The organism is Marinobacter sp. C2H3, from assembly GCF_037080155.1.
Taxonomy (GTDB): domain Bacteria; phylum Pseudomonadota; class Gammaproteobacteria; order Pseudomonadales; family Oleiphilaceae; genus Marinobacter.
Genome location: NZ_JBBBNZ010000002.1, coordinates 227,701 through 246,326 on the forward strand (window position 1 = coordinate 227,701; position 18,626 = coordinate 246,326).

At 61.6% G+C, this 18,626-nt stretch carries 15 protein-coding genes; all 15 read right to left on the minus strand.

The annotated features are described in order from the left end of the window. Positions 1-4: 4 nt before the first annotated feature. The 15 genes from V3388_RS06135 to V3388_RS06205 are packed head-to-tail and all read right to left on the minus strand — an operon-like array spanning position 5 to position 18,624. Positions 5-1,150, minus strand: a complete 1,146-nt coding sequence (locus V3388_RS06135) for an acyltransferase family protein (RefSeq protein ID WP_336366659.1) — start codon at positions 1,148-1,150, stop codon at positions 5-7. Next, a complete protein-coding gene (locus V3388_RS06140) occupies positions 1,147-1,851 on the minus strand; it encodes a GDSL-type esterase/lipase family protein (protein WP_336366660.1) in 705 nt (234 codons plus the stop codon). Before V3388_RS06140 ends, V3388_RS06135 begins: the two co-directional genes overlap by 4 nt. Continuing rightward, the gene (locus V3388_RS06145) at positions 1,848-2,996 is read right to left on the minus strand and encodes a glycosyltransferase family 4 protein (RefSeq protein ID WP_336366661.1); all 1,149 of its coding nucleotides are present in this window, start codon (positions 2,994-2,996) and stop codon (positions 1,848-1,850) included. Before V3388_RS06145 ends, V3388_RS06140 begins: the two co-directional genes overlap by 4 nt. Continuing rightward, positions 2,993-4,498, minus strand: a complete 1,506-nt coding sequence (locus V3388_RS06150) for an oligosaccharide flippase family protein (RefSeq protein WP_336366662.1) — start codon at positions 4,496-4,498, stop codon at positions 2,993-2,995. The genes V3388_RS06145 and V3388_RS06150 overlap by 4 nt, the downstream gene beginning before the upstream one ends. Further along, entirely contained in the window at positions 4,495-5,634 is a 1,140-nt protein-coding gene (locus V3388_RS06155) for a glycosyltransferase (protein WP_336366663.1), read from the minus strand. Before V3388_RS06155 ends, V3388_RS06150 begins: the two co-directional genes overlap by 4 nt. Next, complete coding sequence (gene asnB, locus V3388_RS06160; RefSeq protein WP_336366664.1) at positions 5,631-7,574, minus strand: asparagine synthase (glutamine-hydrolyzing); 1,944 nt, start codon at positions 7,572-7,574, stop codon at positions 5,631-5,633. The genes V3388_RS06155 and asnB overlap by 4 nt, the downstream gene beginning before the upstream one ends. Then, positions 7,574-8,734: a glycosyltransferase family 4 protein gene (locus V3388_RS06165; protein WP_336366665.1), complete on the minus strand. Its 1,161-nt coding sequence runs from the start codon at positions 8,732-8,734 to the stop codon at positions 7,574-7,576. The genes asnB and V3388_RS06165 overlap by 1 nt, the downstream gene beginning before the upstream one ends. Beyond that, positions 8,731-10,086 carry an O-antigen ligase family protein gene (locus V3388_RS06170; RefSeq protein ID WP_336366666.1) on the minus strand — a complete coding sequence of 452 codons (1,356 nt, stop codon included), beginning with the start codon at positions 10,084-10,086 and terminating at the stop codon, positions 8,731-8,733. The genes V3388_RS06165 and V3388_RS06170 overlap by 4 nt, the downstream gene beginning before the upstream one ends. Then, positions 10,086-11,270, minus strand: coding sequence for a glycosyltransferase family 2 protein (locus V3388_RS06175; RefSeq protein ID WP_336366667.1), 1,185 nt, complete (start codon positions 11,268-11,270; stop codon positions 10,086-10,088). Before V3388_RS06175 ends, V3388_RS06170 begins: the two co-directional genes overlap by 1 nt. Continuing rightward, positions 11,267-12,373, minus strand: a complete 1,107-nt coding sequence (locus tag V3388_RS06180; protein WP_336366668.1) for a FemAB family XrtA/PEP-CTERM system-associated protein — start codon at positions 12,371-12,373, stop codon at positions 11,267-11,269. The genes V3388_RS06175 and V3388_RS06180 overlap by 4 nt, the downstream gene beginning before the upstream one ends. Then, positions 12,363-13,490: a GNAT family N-acetyltransferase gene (locus tag V3388_RS06185; RefSeq protein ID WP_336366669.1), complete on the minus strand. Its 1,128-nt coding sequence runs from the start codon at positions 13,488-13,490 to the stop codon at positions 12,363-12,365. Before V3388_RS06185 ends, V3388_RS06180 begins: the two co-directional genes overlap by 11 nt. 25 nt (positions 13,491-13,515) lie before the next feature. Continuing rightward, positions 13,516-15,342 (minus strand): carbamoyltransferase family protein, encoded by a 1,827-nt coding sequence (locus V3388_RS06190; protein ID WP_336366670.1) that lies wholly within the window; start codon positions 15,340-15,342, stop codon positions 13,516-13,518. Next, positions 15,339-16,334, minus strand: a complete 996-nt coding sequence (locus V3388_RS06195; RefSeq protein WP_336366671.1) for a polysaccharide deacetylase family protein — start codon at positions 16,332-16,334, stop codon at positions 15,339-15,341. Before V3388_RS06195 ends, V3388_RS06190 begins: the two co-directional genes overlap by 4 nt. 30 nt (positions 16,335-16,364) lie before the next feature. Further along, a complete protein-coding gene (locus V3388_RS06200) occupies positions 16,365-17,744 on the minus strand; it encodes a hypothetical protein (protein WP_336366672.1) in 1,380 nt (459 codons plus the stop codon). A gap of 4 nt (positions 17,745-17,748) precedes the next feature. Beyond that, on the minus strand, positions 17,749-18,624 hold the full coding sequence (locus V3388_RS06205) for a polysaccharide biosynthesis protein (protein WP_336366673.1): 876 nt from the start codon (positions 18,622-18,624) through the stop codon (positions 17,749-17,751). Positions 18,625-18,626: the final 2 nt, after the last annotated feature.

Consider the following 18,626-nt stretch of genomic DNA (forward strand, 5'->3'; position numbering starts at 1 on the left):
GGCCTCAGTTCAGGGGCAACTGCTTGCTGGCTGTTGCCCCTGAGCGGTTCGCGAGTCGCTTCCCCAATGCCATCGAAGGTTGCTCTATGTGGCGGTATGACCTCGTGGCCAAAACATATGTTGCCGCGACGGTCACGACGAAAACACTCCATATCCGCAACCCTCCGGAATCAAATCCTATCCGTGGAATGACGAGCACCAGACATGCAATGATCAGATTATGGTAAAGGTACGCGCTGTAAGAAATATCACCAAAATGACTAAGCACCCGGTCAACGCGTGACGGCAGTTTGACCTCACTGAACACCATCAGCCCCACCATCATTACCGCCGACAGCCCATAGAACACCCACTCGCTGGGAATATAAACGAACAGAGCGACGTTGATTCGCCCGGTGCTCAGCATGCTGTTAAGCACCAGAATGGCCAGGAACACAGCGAGTGAAAGTGCGGGATGAAGTCGCCACCCTACCCTCTGGCTCAACGCGCCCAGCACCACACCGGTGCAGAACGTGAAAAAGAAGATCAACAGCAGGTTGCTCTCGAGCACAATCCAGCCAAAACGGTGCGCCAGATAAGCGAGGGCGCCGAGCGCCAGGGGTGCCGTCCAGTGCGCACGCAGTGCCAGAATCAGTAAGGGAAAGGTCAGGTAGTACTGGAACTCGACGGGAAGGCTCCAGAAGGCGTTGTTGAACAGCCCGTTCTGTCCCACAAAGTTGAACGACAACAGCAGATACTGGGCTATGTCGAGCCATCCATACTCAGCCGAAAACTGAGAGGTCACCCAGACATTGTCCGGACCTGTGTAAAAGGCACGAAACACAAAACCGAACGCAATGTAAGCTATCAGCGCAATGGCGTAAGCTGGCCAGATCCTGAAAAACCGTTTGATGTAAAAGGCGATGGGCGACCGGATGGCAAGCGTGCGATTACTCAGGTACAGCGTGGTGCCGCTGAGGGTGAAAAACAGGGCCACACCCAGCGTGCCCAGGTCCAAAAGGGACAGGACGGCGCTGTGGGATGCCACGTCCGTGCTGCCGTAGGCTACTTCGGTCGCTCGAACCACGTGGGAACAGATAACCCAGAACGCCGCGATGCCCCTGAGCCACGTCAGTTGCGGGAGGTTGGGCTGGGTCTGCGGTGTTCTCATTGCGCCATGGCCTCCGCGCCATCCAGGGCCTGCGCCAGCTGGCGCAACCAAAGGCGATTCGCCTCACTGTTCAAATGCAGGCCGTCGCCGAGGTGGTATCTGCTTGGCAGGTAGCCCTCATCATCCGCCAATACTTCATAGCTGTTCAAATAGGTCACCCTGGCTCGCGTTGCCGCCAATGCCGACAGCGACTCATTGACGTCCCGCACGCGCTCATTAATGGCCTCGGCGCCCGGCCGGGTACGGGCTACCGGGAGCACCGAGCCAATGATCAAACGTCGGGCAAAAGGCAGGTCACTAATGAGACTTTTGATCGGGCCAACGACGTCTGCCGACGATGCGCCGTGCATGAGATCATTGATGCCAACCGCGACGACATAGGTCGAAAACCGACGCTGGCTCGCACCCTCGCGCACTCTCTCTGCAAGCGTCCCGACACGATCATGGCCGATTCCGAAATTCACCAGCCGGGAATCCGCCCGCTGGAGTGCGAGACCCTGAATATGACTGTCTCCATAGACGGGAATGGCGCTGTCTGGCAGGTCCATCAACACCCGTTGCTGAAAAACTCTCAAATTGGCCATGTAGGCCGCAGTAATGGCGTCTTCGGGCGGCTCGGTGTATCCGCGCAGGCCATAACCTGCCAGAAACCCGGCGGCCAGCAGCAACGCGACAGCCACTGCCCGCCCTGTGTTAGTCATGCTTCTGCCCCAGCCTCGCCCTGGCCCTGCGCCAACGCTGAGACGTAGCGCTTTGCCAGGTTGGTCCAGTCGAAACGCCGCCGTGCCTCCCGGCTACGCAGCGACCTATCATCGGCCGATGCGTAGTGAGACTGGTAAAACGCCAGGGCTTCCAACCAGGGTTCGGGATCCAGCGTGTCGATAAGGCGGCCCTGGTGTGGCTCCCGGATCATGTCTACCGGGCCCGCAGTGGGCGTAGACACCACCGGTAGGCCAAAGTGCAGTGCCTCGGCGACCACCATGCCGTAGATTTCATAATCACTTGCCAGCGCGAACAGATTGCTTTGTTCGTAGAGGGCCGGCAGCTGCGTTTGGGACAATCGGCCAATAAGGTGCACGTTCGTCAGCCCGCTCCGCTGACAGTGGTCGGCGAGAGCGACTTCCATTGGCCCGTGTCCGGCGATCACGAAATGACGGTCCGGAGGGCTGAGGCGGGCAAGCTCACAGAGAAAATCCGGGTGGCGGCGGGACTCAAGCGTGCCAACGTACAGCACGATCTGATCCGTCGATGGGATGCCCAGATGGGCCCGCCAGTCCCTATCGGCACGGCCCGTGAACGAGGACGAATCGAGCCCGACCGGCAGGACCTCGACACCCCGATAACCTCGCTCGGCCAGAAACCGCTGGGCCTGGGACGTCTTGCAGAGCACCATGGAATTATGTTCTCGAAGCAGTGGCCGGAACAGCGTATGGTGCAGGGCCTCGTACAGGGCCCACTTCCGGCCGGAAAGCACACGATACATGCCCTGGTAAAACCCAAAGCGGGTGCCGGTCGCCACACATGCCCGGGCCACCAGGTAGGACGCCAGGTTGCCTTCCTCGTTGATCTGGACGTAATCGTAGCGTTCCCGGCGGAGCAGCGCCCGAACGCCCCGATAGACGGGCTCATCCAGAATCGGGAACCGGGAGAATGGCAGTGCCAGCGACCGAATCTCACCGGACGGTGTGTCGATAGACCGCTGCTGAAAGTGGCCGTCAGCGGACGCACCGAGGATGTCGACCTCATGGCCCAGGGCCCGGAACCCCCTGGCCAGGCCGATCTCCTGGGAGTTGTAGGCCTGGAGATCCTGGGGGGTTGCGTCCGTTCTGAATATGGCGAACTTCATCCGGAGTGCCCCTTACCCATACCTTCGCCCTGATGTTTGTTTCGCTGAAGGCGGGAAACAACGGCGCCACCCGCCACCACCACGTAATGCCGGGCCGACTGCCAGGTCGGACTGAACCGGCACAGCCCGATACCTGCGATAGCCATTGCTAGCAGGTAAGCACCGGTATAGACAAAACCGCAGATCACGAGATTTGCAAAGCCGGTGGACGCGATGGCGGTATGAATCGCCCAGGCCAAGGCAAGCGCCAGCGAGACAGGAAAGCCAATCAGCGCCAGGTAGACCGGGTAGCCCCCGCCCACCAGGCCGGTGCACACCCGCAGGAAAACCAGCACCGTCAGTAAACCCACCAGGCTCCTGAGCCAGACAAAGGCCGCCAGGTCCATCTCATGCGCGAGGTAGAGCGACACGGCGATCACCAGCAACGACACCGTATCGAACGTGAACACGGTTCTGACCCGCCCGACCGAGAAACACACGTTATTGAGAATGCCCGTCATCGAAAACGCGAGCAGCAATGGGGTCATGGCCTGCATCAGCGGAGCCGCGCTGTCCCATTGGGAACCCAACAGATAGTGCACGACGGGTTGGTAGAAAAAGAACAGAAAGCCGACGATGGGTGCCGTAAAACCGGTAATGACCAGAACCGAAAGGCGGACCTTGCGATCCAGTTCCTTTCGATTGCTCTTATCTTGGGAAAAGGCGGAAAGCAGCGGCTCGATGGCCGGCTGAATCACTTCATTCGCGGGCATCACCGTAAACTCCCGGGCCATGTTGAAGCCACCCAACTGCGCCAGGCTGAAGTACTTGGAAACAAACAGGGTGTCCATCTGGGCACGCATATAGCCAATGCTGCCCCGTGCGAGCATCCACCGGGAAAACTGCCACTGATCGCCAACATTTGCGAAGGACAGCGCCGGGCGACGGGTGCAGTAGCGGTAAGAAAGCATCACTGCAACAACACTGGACGCGAGGTCTCCGACGACCATGGCCCAGAAAGACCGGGTATACAGGGCAACGCCAATAACCACCACAAAACTGACCGCCTTCTGGATGACGCCGATCCGGAAGATCACGCCATACTTCAGTGCCCGGCGCTGCAGGTGCAGTTCCGGATTCATCAGCGCGCGCACAACAATCACGGGGATCAGCACGGCAATGGCCTGGGTAATCCGGGGGTCGTCATAAAACAGTCCTACCAGAGGAAGGGCCGCATATAACAGCAACGCCAGCGACGATTTCAGGGCCACATCCAGTGTCCACGCGGTGTTGACGATCGCGTCGTCGGTTCTGTCGGCCTGGATCAGGTACTGTTGAATGCCGGTGTTCGAGAGCACTTCGGAAAAATGGATCAGCAACGCGGCCACGGCAATAATGCCGAAGTCATCGGGGGTCAGCAGGCGGGCCAGAACGAGCGTGCTGACCAGTCCCATCGACCGTTGGATAAACCGGATGGCCACGAGCAGCCCGGAACTCTGGATCAACCGGTTAGCGAGGCTCACCGTCCGCCCCTCCCCGCCGTCGCGGTTCGGTATACCATCGCGTAGGCGGCGGCCATTGTGTCAACGGAGAACCTTGTCTCGAACCGCTGCTTGCCCGCCGCACCAAAGCGCGCCCGCAGGTCGGGAGAGTCGGCCAGGCGGACCATGGCAGCGGCAAAGGCCAGGCCATCGTCAGGGGGGGTAACCAGGCCTGTGGCGTCGTTAACGACAATTTCAGGGTTGCCACCCACCCCTGTTACCACCGATGGCAGGCCGAGGCTCATGGCCTCCAACAACGTCATGGAGGTACCCTCGGTGTGTGACGAGAGCAGAAAGACATCCATGGCATTCAGGTGTGCGGCCGGTTGCGTGATGAAGCCGGTAAAGACCACGCGGCCGCGGATGCCCAGCTCGTCCGTTGACGATTCCAGCATGGCGCGATCCGGGCCGTCTCCCACCATCAGGAGCCAGGCCTCCGGACGCTGGTGGAACAGGTGGGCAAACGCCTCAAGCATCATTCTCTGGTTCTTGACCGGGTCCAGGCGCGACACCGTTCCAAACACCAAAGCGGCCTCCGGTATCCCGAGGGCCTGCCGCACAGCTTGTCCGGCATCCGCATCCCGGTGCAGGGGCGCAATCCCGTTGTAAATCACCTGGGTCCGCCAGCGTGGCATGAACTCGTAGGTCGCCAGGGCGTTGCGGGTCGCGGCTGAAATCGCCACCACCGCGCGGGAGGTCAAGGCCATCAGGGGATTAACCCCCATTGCTTTGTAACGGCGACGATCCGGATGAAAGCGGCCGTGCTCGGTGAACACCACCCTTGCCTGGGTGCCGATGGCGGCCAACCAGCCATAGAGATAGGGCGTGTACTGGTGGCAATGAACCAGGTCGATCTGACGCTCCCGCAATAGCGTCCGGATCGACGTCACCAACTCGCGGTCGAAACCCGGCTTCCTGGCCAGGGCGTGGATGGTTATCCCCTGCTCCATGAGTGAATGGCCGGTGTCCCCAATCACGCCATCAATGCAGACGACCTCGTTCCGGAACTGGTCTTTTGGCAACGCCTGAATCAACTGCCGGATGACCTGCTCTGTGCCACCAATGCCCAGGTTGAAGGTGACGTGCAGAACGCTGACCGGCCGATCGCTGCCCTTCATACGGCGACGCTCTGTGCCGATTGCGGTGCAGCGCCGGTCGTAATGGACTCACCAAGAAACGATTGTTGCCACCACAGCTCGAAGGCTACCAGCGCCCAGAGTTCTTGGGTGAACAGGTTGTGCCCGGCAAGGTGCTGCTCCCAGAGCGACCGGATTCCGGAAAGGTCGAAGAACTCTCCGATGCCGCTGTTCGGTCCAAACAGCAACGCTTCCACCAGCGGTCGGATTTCATGCCGGAGCCAGTCAGCGAGCGGGACCGAAAAGCCCATTTTCTTTCGATACAGGATGTCGTCGGTCAGAAAGCCACGACAGGTTTCTTTCAGGATGTGCTTTTTCTCACGCCCATGCAGCTTGAGCGCTGAAGGAATCCCCGCAGCGTACTCAACCACCCGGTAATCCAGGAGCGGCGCTCGGGTCTCCAGGGAGTTAGCCATGCTCATGCGATCGACCTTTACCAGGATATCGCCGGGCAGATAGGTTTTGATGTCGGTATACAGAATCCGTGAGAGGTGGTCAGCCGAGTCCGCCCGCTGATAGCAGCGCCGAGTCAGCTCGGCCGGATCATAGTCGCGGGTTTCCCGCGCGAGGGCGCCTCGGGCCAACCGGTTCCAGATAGCCGGCCGGAAGAAACAGTTGGTCAGGAAAAACGCGTCCTCGGGCGAGCGGGACAAGGTTCCCAGCAGCGAACTGGCCTTTTGGGCGATGGGGTTGGCTGAGCGGCCCGCCATTCCGGCGAGCGATGGAAACAGGGCGCGCCGGAGCGCGGGTGGAAACCAGCCCCTGAGCCGGTTTTCCAGCGCGTCGGTGCGGTATTTCGAATAGCCGGCAAAGTTCTCGTCGCCACCGTCACCGGCCAGGGCCACCGTGACTTGCTGCCTGGCGAGGCGTGAGACGTAATAGGTCGGTACAAACGATGAATCGGCAAACGGCTCGTCGAAGTAACGCGCGATCGGCGCCAACTGGTCAGCAACGGTTTCGCGAACGGTAAACTCGTGGTGGTCGGTGCCGAATTGACGGGCCACCTGTCGCGCGTAATCGACTTCATCGTGGGTTGCGGAATTAAAACCGATTGAGCAGGTTGTCACCGGCGTCTGGGTATGGCGGGCCATCAGGCCGACCACCAGGCTGGAATCGATGCCGCCGCTCAGGAACGCCCCAAGCGGCACATCGCTGATCATTCGAAGGCGGACGGCATCATCAATCAGTTCAAAAAGGCCAGCCTTGATGTCGTCGACTGTTCTTCCGTCCACCCGATCAAATTTCACATCCCAGTAGGGCTCACACGCGGTTTCCACGCCGTCGGTTTTGAGCCAATAGCCCGGCGGCAGTTTGTGCACGTTTTGGAAGATGGTTTTCGGGTCCGGGACGTACTGGTACGCAAAAAAGTCCTTCACCGCGTCCATCCGCAGCTCAAACTGAAGGTACGGTAGCGGCCTGAGCGCTTTGATTTCAGACGCAAAGGCAAACGCATCGTCCGCAAGGTAGTAGTAAAGCGGCTTCTTGCCCAGCCGGTCCCTGGCAAGAAACAGCTCCTGCCGCTGGGTGTCCCAGATGGCAATCGCAAACATGCCATTCAGCGACTTGAGACAGTCCAGACCGTCGCGCTCGAACAGGGCGACAAGCACTTCGGTATCCGTCTGGGTACGGAAGACCACGCCTTCGGCTGCCAATTCATCCCGCAAGGGCTGAAAGTTATAGATTTCCCCGTTGTAAGCGATGACATAGCGGCCCGAGGGCGACGCCATTGGCTGATTACCCACCGCACTGAGATCCAGAATGCTCAGTCGTCGGTGGGCCAGCGCAATGCCCTCATCCAGGAATACGCCGCCGGCATCAGGGCCCCGGTGGACAATCGTCTCGCCCATGGCCTCCAGCCAGTCACGATGGCGCTCCCGGCCCGGTCGCTGGGTTGAACGCAGAAAGCCGGCCAATCCGCACATCAGCGCCACTCCCCCGCCGCAGTTGCGGAACGGCCATCGGCTAGCAGGCCTTCGAACAGCTGCTGATATTCCACGGCCATTCGTTGGGCTGAATAATCACGTTCTACCTTGGCGCGGGCGTTTGCCGCCAGCCTGGCCGACAGTTCAGGATCATCCAGCAGCCTCTGGCACGCGGCCCGCAACGCCACCTTGTCGCCAAACGGAACCAGCAAACCGGTCTGTTCGTGGTCAATCAACTGATCTACCCCCGGGATGTCATAGGCGACACAGGGCACGCCAACCGCCATCGCCTCCATCAGGCATCGGGGAATGCCTTCGAGGGAAGAGGTCATAACAAACAGGTCGAAGGTTTTCAGCAGTAGCAGCCTGTCGGCCCGGAACCCCAGGAACGCGATACGATGTCCGTATCCCGATTCGCCGGCCCGACGCTCCAGTTCCGGGCGCTGATGGCCATCGCCCACGAGACTGAGCCTGGTGTTCGGGTGCGATTGCTGGAGTGACGCAAAGGCGTCAATCAGGTCACCGATGCCTTTCCGGGGAATCATCTGCCCAATGAACCCGATGGTCTGGCCGTTATCCGGGGCCTGGTCCAGGCGACCGCCCGCCTGGCTAAGCGTTGCGTCGATGTCCTTGAGATCGACGCCGTTTCGGATAAAGTGCGTGCGCCGCTTTGGAACACCAAATCGCTTCATATCCGCCACGAGTTCTTCAGAGAGAGGCGCGACGGCATCGAAATACCGGAGCGAAAAAATACCCAGGCGAATGAACGCTGCGAGCTTAAAACCGACGTTGCCGGAAAACCCATGGGGCGTGCTGACGCAGCGAACGCCCGCGCGTTTGGCCGCAAGGACGCCAAGAATGTCCGATTTGTAGCCGTGGGTATGAATCACATCGATCTGGCGGTTCTTCAGAATGGCGACCAATTGTGCGATGACCGCCCGATCGAACCGGTGCTTCATCGGCAGATAGTGAACACGCCCTCCCATCGCCTCAAACTCGGTTGCCACCGACAGATCCTGGTCGCCGCCCTCCTGGGTAACCGCCAGCTCGCATTCCATGGCGCCGGCCGGCTGGTTGTTGGCGAGCGCCAGTACCCAACGCTCGGCGCCATAGAAGCCGGCGGGCGTAATGAACTGAAGAACGCGAATCGGTCGGGTCATGTGGTCCTTTCCCTGGAACGGTAGCGGCGGGCGGGTGGTTTGACGGGTTCGGCGGGCAGCGGCTTCGCCTCGTTAGCCAGCACGTAGAATTTATAGGCGCCTGCGCAGTACAGGAGCAACCAATAGAGGATTTCAGCACGGAAGCGATCAATGAAACTGCCGGCAATCAGGAAACACAGCAGCGCACACTCAATGGCAAGCACGAAGAAATAATCCCTGTAGCGCCCCTGCCTGATCAGCGTTCGCGCGGCTTTTCGCGTCATTCGGAATGCGGATACCACCATGCCCACAAACAGGACAATACCGGGCCAGCCCAACTCACCCAGGGCCTGGAACCAGGATGAATGCACGGCTTTGTTGATTTCACCGCCTTCGGTCCAGCGTGAATCGATGTACTGGGGGCTGACCATCTGGTAGCCCATGATACCGACACCGAAGGGATAGTCGTGCAGCACATCAAACGTGGCCAGCCAGAAGTTGACGCGATGCGAGCCACTCTTGGACTCGTCCTGCACGTCTTCCAGGGTCGACATGCGTTGCCAAAACTGTTCATCAGCGACATACAAAAATGAGAGCAATCCAAAAACCACCACGAAAAGTGCCGTTTTCCGCTGGTTTTTCTGCTGGTAGCGCGAAAACACCATGAACATGACATACACGGCAGCAGCGGCCGCCAAACCAAGAAAGGCCCCGCGGCTGTTAACGAGCACCAAGCCGTTGGCAATAAAAGCCCCCATAACCGCACACAACGCTTTGATCTTTTTATTGCCGGTCCAGAAAAAGTACAGCAGGAAAATCATGGAAGGCGCCAGCGCCGCCGCAAAATGGTTGGCGTCGCCGGCATCGACCGGGCCAATACCCTCAATCCGGCCGAATTCGTTGCGGCCTGTAATGGTCGCCAGATAGCCAAGGTAAAAACAACCCACGCAGTAGGTGTAGATGGACGCCTTCAACAACGCCTCACTTTTGATCAGCTTGTAGGCCAGCGCCATGATCACAAACAGCTTTAGCAAAACGATCGTGAACTGCTTGTGCGCCGCAAAATTCAGCGCGTGCATGAACATGAACAGATACATCAGGAGGATCAGGATCAGCCACTTGGTCAACGGCTGTTTGCCCCAGCTGTGCTCCGGCCCAAGTTTCCGGGTTTCCAGGGCGAACATCACAATCATCAGGATGGCGGTGATGAAAGACCATGGGAGCCCCGGAATCTGAGCACTCCACCAGCGCTCATCCGGGTTCAGGAAATACACCAGTTGATACAGGAAGAACGCGCTCGCGCCGGTGTAGAAAAACGCCGCCGCGACCCCGCCCACAAACACCAGAAGAAACAACAACGCAAACTTCGACATCACCCTTTCTCCCGCCCGGAACGGGCACTGGACCAGGTGACCTGGGTTTCGCCTCGCAGCGCCTTCACAATGCCCCGCACCGCGTACCAGTTAACCGCCACAAAGTAGTAAGGCAGCGATAGCCAGATTGGCAGCTGGTTGCGCCGGGGCGCCTGGCTGGCGACCAGGGCCAGCATCAGCAAAAGCCCGCCTCCGGCGGCAATCAGCCGGAACGGAGGGACGCCCAGCAGGCCCAGCAGCACGCTACCCAGGTAGCCCATCAGCAGGAACAGTGGGATCAGCCAGCGCAGCAGCTTATGGGAGATCACTTCCAGGCTGAAGAAGCCGAAGCGGGCCGGATTCAGGACCTCGCGCACCCGCATCAGCCCGCGAATGCTGCGGTTAACGATGCGTTCCTTGCGGGCCAGTTCCCGGTCGAAATCGCCGGCGGTTTCCTCGAAGCATTGGGCCTCGGGGGCAAAGATGCCGCGATACCCCTGGGCGATGATCTGCAGCGGGTTCACAAAATCATTGATGTCCTTTTGCTGCAGCGGCTGCCACAGCGCGGCCCGAATGGCGTAGATCGCACCGTCGCCGCCCACCACGGAATGCAGGCGGGATTCGAGGGTTTTGATGGCCAGCTCGTAGCGCCAGTAGAGGTTCTCGTTGCGGGCGCTGGCGCCATCGGCGCCGTCGGTGTAAAGGGCGGCGCCGACCACGTAACCCACGTCCGGATCAGAGAAATGGTGGACCAACTGGCGGATGGCATCGGGCGCGTACATCGCGTTGGCGTCACTGAACACCACCAGCTCCGTGCCCACCTGTTCCATAGCCAGGTTCAGGCCGAGGGTTTTGCCCAGGCGGCCCTCCTGCCGGATCAGCGTGACGCCCTTGTGCTGGTATTCCCGCACCAGGTCATCGGTTCCGTCGTCCGAACCGTCGGATACCACCAGGATGCTAAGGCGGCCCCGGGGGTAATCCATGGCAAGGGCATTCGCCAGCTTGGCACGGATCACGCCAGCTTCGTTGTAGCATGAGATCACCAGCGTGACCGGCGGCAGATCGCCGTCCGGGCGCGCTGCCGGCTGATGCGGCCGCTCAAAGCCCAAGCGAACCAGCAGCCACAGCAACGCCGGGTAGCCGAAATACACGTACACCGGCAGGCACAGGCACAGCAGGGTGAACAGCGTCAGTACAGCAATCATAACGTGATGTATCGTCTCAGTTTCGGGCCCAGCCAGGTCGCCATGGACAGCGGCATACGCCGCCAGAGTTGCTCGGCCACTGCCCGCAACCGCCCCTCCGGGCCGGCGGAGGCGCGAGTGTGTGGCGGGGTTTTCTCCGCCCCCACGGTTCGGGTTCGCCAGTCCAGAGCCTGGGGCTGAGCGCCCCACTGCTTTTTGAACCGGTAGGTGCCCTCGCCCGGCGTGGAACGGCCAAAATCAAACGTTTGCACGCCACCGTTGGCCATCTGGCTCAGCAGCGTCCAGTACAGGAGCATGTTTGGTGCCAGCCGGTTGTACTCCGCCAGCGTTGAGGCCCAGGGAATGCAGGCCCGGTTCCCCTCAATCAGTACAATGCCCGCGCCCACCACGGTGTGTTCAAGCCGAACGAGACCCACCCTCAGATCCTCGCCGTAGGCATCGCCCAGCGCCAGATACCAGCGCAGGCTGTGGGCCGGAGAGCCCAGCCGATGCATGTTATCGGCGTAGACCCGGTAAAACGCGGTGATGGCATCTGCTCCTCTGACGATCTCAGCCGTCAGGCCATTCTTTTCGGCCTTACGGATCTGGCTGCGCAGCTTGGCGCTAAACCCCTGGAACAGCGTATCGGCGCTGTCCGGCAGGGGCAGCAACATGCGTACCTTGGCCGGCGCTACGGCGATGTCCCGTTCCGCCTCCGGGTCCATCATCAGCCCTTCCTGCCGAAGTTCGATACTCTGGACCTTAAGGGTCTGGGCGAGTCGCAGGGCCTGGGCTTCCAGAGCGGTGTAAGCCTCGCTGTCGTCCGCCAGCGGCCCACCCAGATCACAGAACGGCAACGCCACCAACGCGCGAGGGCCAAACGGTCGGCGAACCTCGACAATTGGCAGGATCCCGCACAGGCGCTCACCCCGGTGAGCACTGACAATCCACGCCCGGTGGCCGTAACCGGCCTGCACGGCCACCAGCCAGGCTGAGCAGTGATAAGGTGTGGCCCGGGGGTGGCTCGCCACGTAAGCGTCATAATCCGACAATGGAAACGCCGCCAGGCGGGAAGCCAAGGTGGTGATGGCGGTATCCGACGCGCCATGGCGATCAGTGGTCATAGCCGGTACTCGCCTCCCCCAGCCAACGGTTCCGCGCCCGGCGGGCCACGTCTTCCAGTTTGAGTTTGAACCGCGCCCGCTGCAGGGCGATCTGCACCAGGTGTCGGTGCAGCGTGCCCAGGTTGGCCTTGTAGCGCTCGTCGCCCCCCATGAAATCGTAGTAGCGAAAGCCTCGCGCCTCGTAATGTTCAATGCACAGGCTGTGGCCCAGCAGCCCGGGCTTGAAGCGGTTGTCCGCCTCCGGTGCCATGCCGCCCAGGTAGAAATACACCACCCGGTCGTACAGCAGGTTGTAGAACGAGGCAATTTCCTCGTCCCCGGCCATCAGGGATACCAGATCGACACCCCCTTGGGGCCACTGGGCGCGGATCATTTCACGGTGAAACCGGACAAAATCCGGGTTGGCAAAGCCACTCTGGTCAGGCCCGCGGCCCCAGCGCTCCAGATGCCGGGGACCAATCCGGTCAAACACCGCCAGCGCCTCGTCCACGGATTCCGGCCGCACCAGCCGCACCGGGCCGCGCTCCTCGTACAGGCGATGGCTGCGGTTGATCTGATAACGGGTGTTGCGAGACAGCGTCTCGAGATACCCCGAACCCCTTGACCGCAAGGCGTCCAGATCGACACCGTAACAGGGCGCTTCCCAGCGTACGTGCTTGTGAAGGCCGGTGATGTGGGCGTATTGCTCGGCTTCTTCCGCGTCAATGGCGCCGATAATGAATTCGTCCCAGCCGGCCATCTCCCGGTCCAGATACCCCAGGCACGCCCGTGCAACCGCTTCCTCCCAACCGGCTTCGGCCAGAAAGCCGTTGTACTCGATCCAGATCTGGTCGAGCAGCCGGTGGCCGGTCTGGTGCAGGCGCAGGCAGCGGGAGCGGAGCACGCCGTGACGGCGCTCTTCGGTTTCCACCACCAGCCCGAGGCCTACCAGGCGGTCGCCGTCATGAACCCGAAGCACCCAGGCCACTGGCTCATACACCCGCAGCCAGTGCCCCAGCCACTGCCAGGACAGGAACACGGTCGGGTGCGCCCGTGCCTCCAGCGCCAGCCACTGCTCCCGGAGCCCCCGCGCCTGATGGGCCGGCTCCCGGGTGACGTTCAGCGTTCCTGCTGTCATGGTCGGTTCCGTCGTCACGCGGGCCTCAGTGGGCCGGATGGGGATGGCGGACAAGGAACGGACCAATCGCCAGGTAATCCAGCGCGCCCTGCAGGAAGGCCCGCACCGCGTCCTCCGGCGAATTGACGATGGGCTCTTCGTGCATGTTGAAGCTAGTGTTGATCAGGCTCGGGATACCGCTGAGCTTCTCGTACGCCGCCAGGATATCGTAGTAGCCCGGGTTGACCTCGCGCCGGATCAGCTGGGGCCGTGCGGTACCGTCCACGTGCACGGCGGCCGGGCAGTTCTCACGCATGAACTCGGTGCAGTCAAAGGTCACGGTCATGAACTCGGCGGCGTGCTCGGCGCCCTTGATGTTGTGGTAGCACTTCTCCCGGGCTTCATAGAGCGTCACCGGAGCAAACGGCATGAACTCGGTGCGGCCCAGGCGTTTGTTCAGCCATTGGTTCACTTCGGGTTCCCGCGCGTGGTACAGGATTGATCGGTTACCCAGCGCCCGTGGACCGTACTCCATGCGGCCATCGAACCGGGCCACTACCTGTCCGGAATGGATCAGTTTTGCCACGTCCGCCGCCAGGTTGGCCGGCCGCTCAACGGTAAGCCCTTCCGCCTCCAGCGCCGCGAGAATCTGGCCCTCGGAATAGTCCGGGCCGAAATAGGCGCTGCTGATGGACGGTTTCACGCCACCCGGCCAGCTGTGATACAGCGCCGCGCCGGTGCCGCAGCCGCCGTCGCCCATGTTCGGGTAAACGAACAGGTGGTTCACGCCCTCAATCTCAAAAATCCGCTGGTTGAGTTTGACGTTTGCGGTCACCCCACCAGACAGCACCACCGTGTCGATGCCGGTCTTCTCAACCCAGTGGCGCACGTACCGGGTGGCAACTTTCTCGAGCACATACTGGTAGGCCGCCGCCACATCAATTTTCGGGAACTTGGATGCGAGGTAACGGGAGAAATAGACGTTGTTGGCCTCGTAGATGCGGAAGTCACCCGGCGTCTGCTCGATCCGCGACAGCAGGATGTCGCCAAGGATGGACGGATCGCCGTAAGACGCCAGGCCCACAATCTTGCCTTCATGACGGCTGGGTTTGAACCCCAGGCTGGAGGTGACGTGCTCGTAGAGCGTGCCCAGGGAGTTGGGGAACGGCAGGCCGTGGAGCCGATGAATCTTGCCGTCCCGGGCCTCACTCACCGACCCGGCCAGGCCCGAGCCGTAGCCGTCCAGAGTGACGCACAGGGCACGCTCGTAACCGCTGCACAGGAAACTGTTGGCGGCGTGGGACAGGTGATGGTCCATGCGTTTGACCGGGTCACGCCAGCCATAAGCCGCCAACCCCTCGTTCAGGTCCTTCTCCCAATGCTGGAAGGATTCGGTCGCGGCCTCGCCCCATTGGCGGGACGCTTTCAGCGCGGCGTTGTTGGAGGCCAGCTTCTGGGCGCCGGCCATGCTGTAGTAGGAACTGTGCAGAAAGCCCTTTTCCATGATGGCGTTCGGGTGCTCAAGCCCGTGAATGGGCTCGTTTCGATCCGGCACCCGGCCCAGCGCATCGCGGATCTGGGGGCCCAGATCGGCCGGATGGAACGCCTTGATGAACGCTTTTTCGTCCTCGAGATTCTTCGAATACAGTTTCTGCTCGTTCTGCCAGGTCAGGAACGGATAGCAGACCTGGTCAAAATCCTCCATACGCAGCCCGGTGTAAGCCAGGCCCGCCTCCAGTGCTAGCCGGGGGAACCCGGACTGCTGCTTGTTCCGGGAGAAACGCTCCTCTCCGGCGGCGAATACCACCTGGCCGTCCTCCACAATGGCGACGGTCGAATCCTTGTCCAGCGGGGAAATCCCGAGCACTCTCATGCCAATGTCTCCAGTAGGTCACGAACCCGGGTCGGCGTGGATGCCTGACCGCCCAGCTCGTTGAAAAAGAAATCGAAAAAGCGGCGGAAGCTGTCCAGAAAGCCGGTCAGCTGCTGCTGGTTGTTCACATAGGTGGTATGGCCGGGCACCACGGACGGGCTGTGAAAGCTCCAGGTAAACGTACGCAGGCCCTGGCGGTAGAGGCTGCGGGTCAGCTTGATGTGCTCCGCCGGGGTAAACCCTTCCGGTGACAGCATCAGCCGGTCCACCGCACCCAGCCGCGAGAGGATGCCCGGCGCGCGGAACCGTCGAAGGGTCTGCCCCATCTGATACATCGGGAGTCCGGCTTTTCCGGCCCAGCCGACAAACCCGCCGGTACACGGCAGTTCCAGAATCGGATGGTCCTGTCCACCAAACCAGAACGGCTCGGCGGTATAACGGCGGTAATCCGGGCCGCCGTCCGCCCGGGAATCCAGCGGCGGGCATACCGACAGATCAATGGTGAAGCCCAGGTCCCGCAACGCTGAAGCCGTATTCGGGCCAAAGCCATAGCGGCCGGCCTTGTAGGCCACCGGCGTGACCCCCAGGTTGTCGCGGATGGTATCCCGCAACGTCACCAGTTTTTCCCGCTCCAGCGTCGCCGGCAGGTTACCGGGGTAGGTGTTCGGGCGGGTCAGGGCTTCGGTCTGAGGTGGGTTCACCCAGGGGTGCAGATGGGCGCCGATCTCGCACTGGCCGCGTTCGACGTAATCTTTCAGCAAACCATAGCCGAGGGGCTGGCTGGCCACCGGATAATCAATCACGTAACACGGGCAAAGGCCGTATTCGTTGAAGATGGTTTGCACCCGGTCGATATGAGCCATGGCCGTGACCTGATTGGCCCCCGCGTCCGGCTCTGCCTGCCAGTCAAACTCTTCCTCGGTATCAATCACCACCACGAGCTGCGGCGGAAGGTCCGCCGGCAGCTGAATGTCTTTCCGTTGATCGAACATGATTCCTTTCAGATCCTCGCGCACACCGCGTCAGCGGTTCGCCATCAGAGAAAACCCGTGGGTGAGTACCAGGCGCAGCACGTACTGGCGCTCGTTGGGCACCGGCAGCGTGGTATCCAGATAGGATTGGTTGAACTCCACCGCAAACCGGGTGTATTCGGCCAGTTGACGGACCCACCGGCTGTCCAGGCGGTGAATCTGCTGCACCATGTCACCGGCGCTTTCCCCCGCGTCCGCCTGCCAGCTGTAGGCAAACTCCAGGCGCTGGAGATCGGTGATCTGCAGCCCCAGATTGGCGCTCGCGGTGTATTCATGGGTGGTGGTGTCGGTGAGCTGGGATTTGAGGATCGCGCCCTCAAGACCGAAGCCGACGTTGCAGATGTCGCACAGGTTGTCGTTGTTGTGGGTGATCAGGATGGAATCGCTGATCACCAGGTCCCGGACCCGCACCGAATCCGGAAGAAAATCAAAAATGGGCGGCAGGTTCAGCGAGATGTCCGTCACGCTGTCAGAGAGACGGCGATTGAAGCTTACCGACGTCTGGAAGCCGTCGCCCGTCCAGGAGCGCTCGGCAAAACCGGTCACCGCATCGCTGGTGGTGTCGCTGGCGTTGGGATACTGGGTGTCCGCCTGGCTGACGCCGGCGCCAATCCGGAACCGGCCAGCGTCCAGCAGGCGATCGTAAATCAATTGGGCGCTGTCGATGGTGATATCAAGCTGGTCCTCGTTGGACCAGGAGCGGCTCGCCACCAGGGAGCCGGTGCTGCGTTCGTCCAGCCGGCGGGCGAGTTCCGCCGAGGCGGTTACCGAATCACCCGCGTTCACCGCGCCACCGCCGTAGCTGTGCCCGGCCTGGGCGGACAGGCGCAGCGTGGTCAAATCGCCGGGCCGGAGCCGCAGGCCCGCGCCCCCGGTCACCGTCTGGCGGGTATCGTAGCTGGACGGGTTGATCACAAAGCCGGTGCTGTTACGCACAGATTCGATGCTGTGGCCCAGGTTGAAGTCCACCGGGTTGGCCGGGTCCAGGTAATTGAAGCGGGACAGGCCAGTCACCGAGCTGTTGTCGGTCTGGCCGCCGGTTGGCCGGTCCCGGGTGGTCTCAAGGGATCCGCCATATCGCAGGTCGAGCCGGCTGGCGCCGCGCTGCCAACTGCCGCCGATATCACCCGACACCCCAATGCTTGGCTCCGTGTTGGATTCGGTGCCCCCGGCGGCCGAGGTCCGGGTGTGGGTCACGGCGGTGAACACCGAAGCGCTACCGTTCAGGGCGGTCACCCCCTCGGCGGTGCCGTTGGTCTTCGCAGCAGTCTGAGCGGGGGGCGTCTGTGCCAGCACCCCAGGCGCGACCGTGCCCAGCAGAAGCCCGGCGGCCAGTAACCGCCCGCCACAAAATCCCTGTGCTCTCGCCATAGCGTTACTCCTGAAACACCAGACCCGCGAATTTATCGGCATCCAGCGTATCCAGCGCGTCGGTGATGTCCTCGCCGGAGACTTCGCCGAACGGCACGGACAGCACCACCTGATCGCAAAAACGCTCGAGAATCCGGGCTTCGGTGCTGCTGCGGAACGGCGGCGCGTTGACGATGATGCAGCGGTCCGGGTACCGCCCTTTGAGCTCGTTCATCAACTCGCGCATGCGCACCGATGAAAACAGCTCCACCGCCGAGGAGGCCTGTGTGCCGGCGGGAATCACGGACAACCGGTCGACCCCGCTGGGGTACAGGATGTCCCGCACGGTGCGCGCAGAATCCGCCACATAATCGGTCACCCCCGCCTCAAGGCGCACAGAAACCAGCCCCGAGAGGTCCTGATGGTAGGGGTCGCAGTCCACCAGCAGCGCCGCGGTGTGGGCGTCCATGGCAAACGAGGCGGCGAGGTTGAAGGCCGTCAGCATGGAACCGCCCTGCCCGCCCAGGCTGCTGAACATCACCGTGAAGCCCGCCTCCCCCGCCCGGTTGCGGAGCTGGATACGCAGCTCCCGGTAGGCGTCCATCACTTCCTTGTCCGCCATGCCCGGGTGGATGATCTTGCGCTCCCGCAATTGCTCCCGGGTCCAGGGGTGGGGATTGGCGATCAGGCCCAGGGACACCGAGGCGTCGTAGACGGTCGGCGGGTGCTCTTCGTGGGCGGCGCCAACGGAACCCAGCTCGGGGCGTTGCCGACCGGAGCCGGCGAACGGGCGTTCTTTGCGGAAGCCGTCTTCCGGCTTGGCCTCGCCCTGCTTCAGTGCCAGCTGTCGCTGTTCTTCCTGGCTTTTCAGGAGGGCGTTGTAGAGTTTGTTGTCGTCCATGA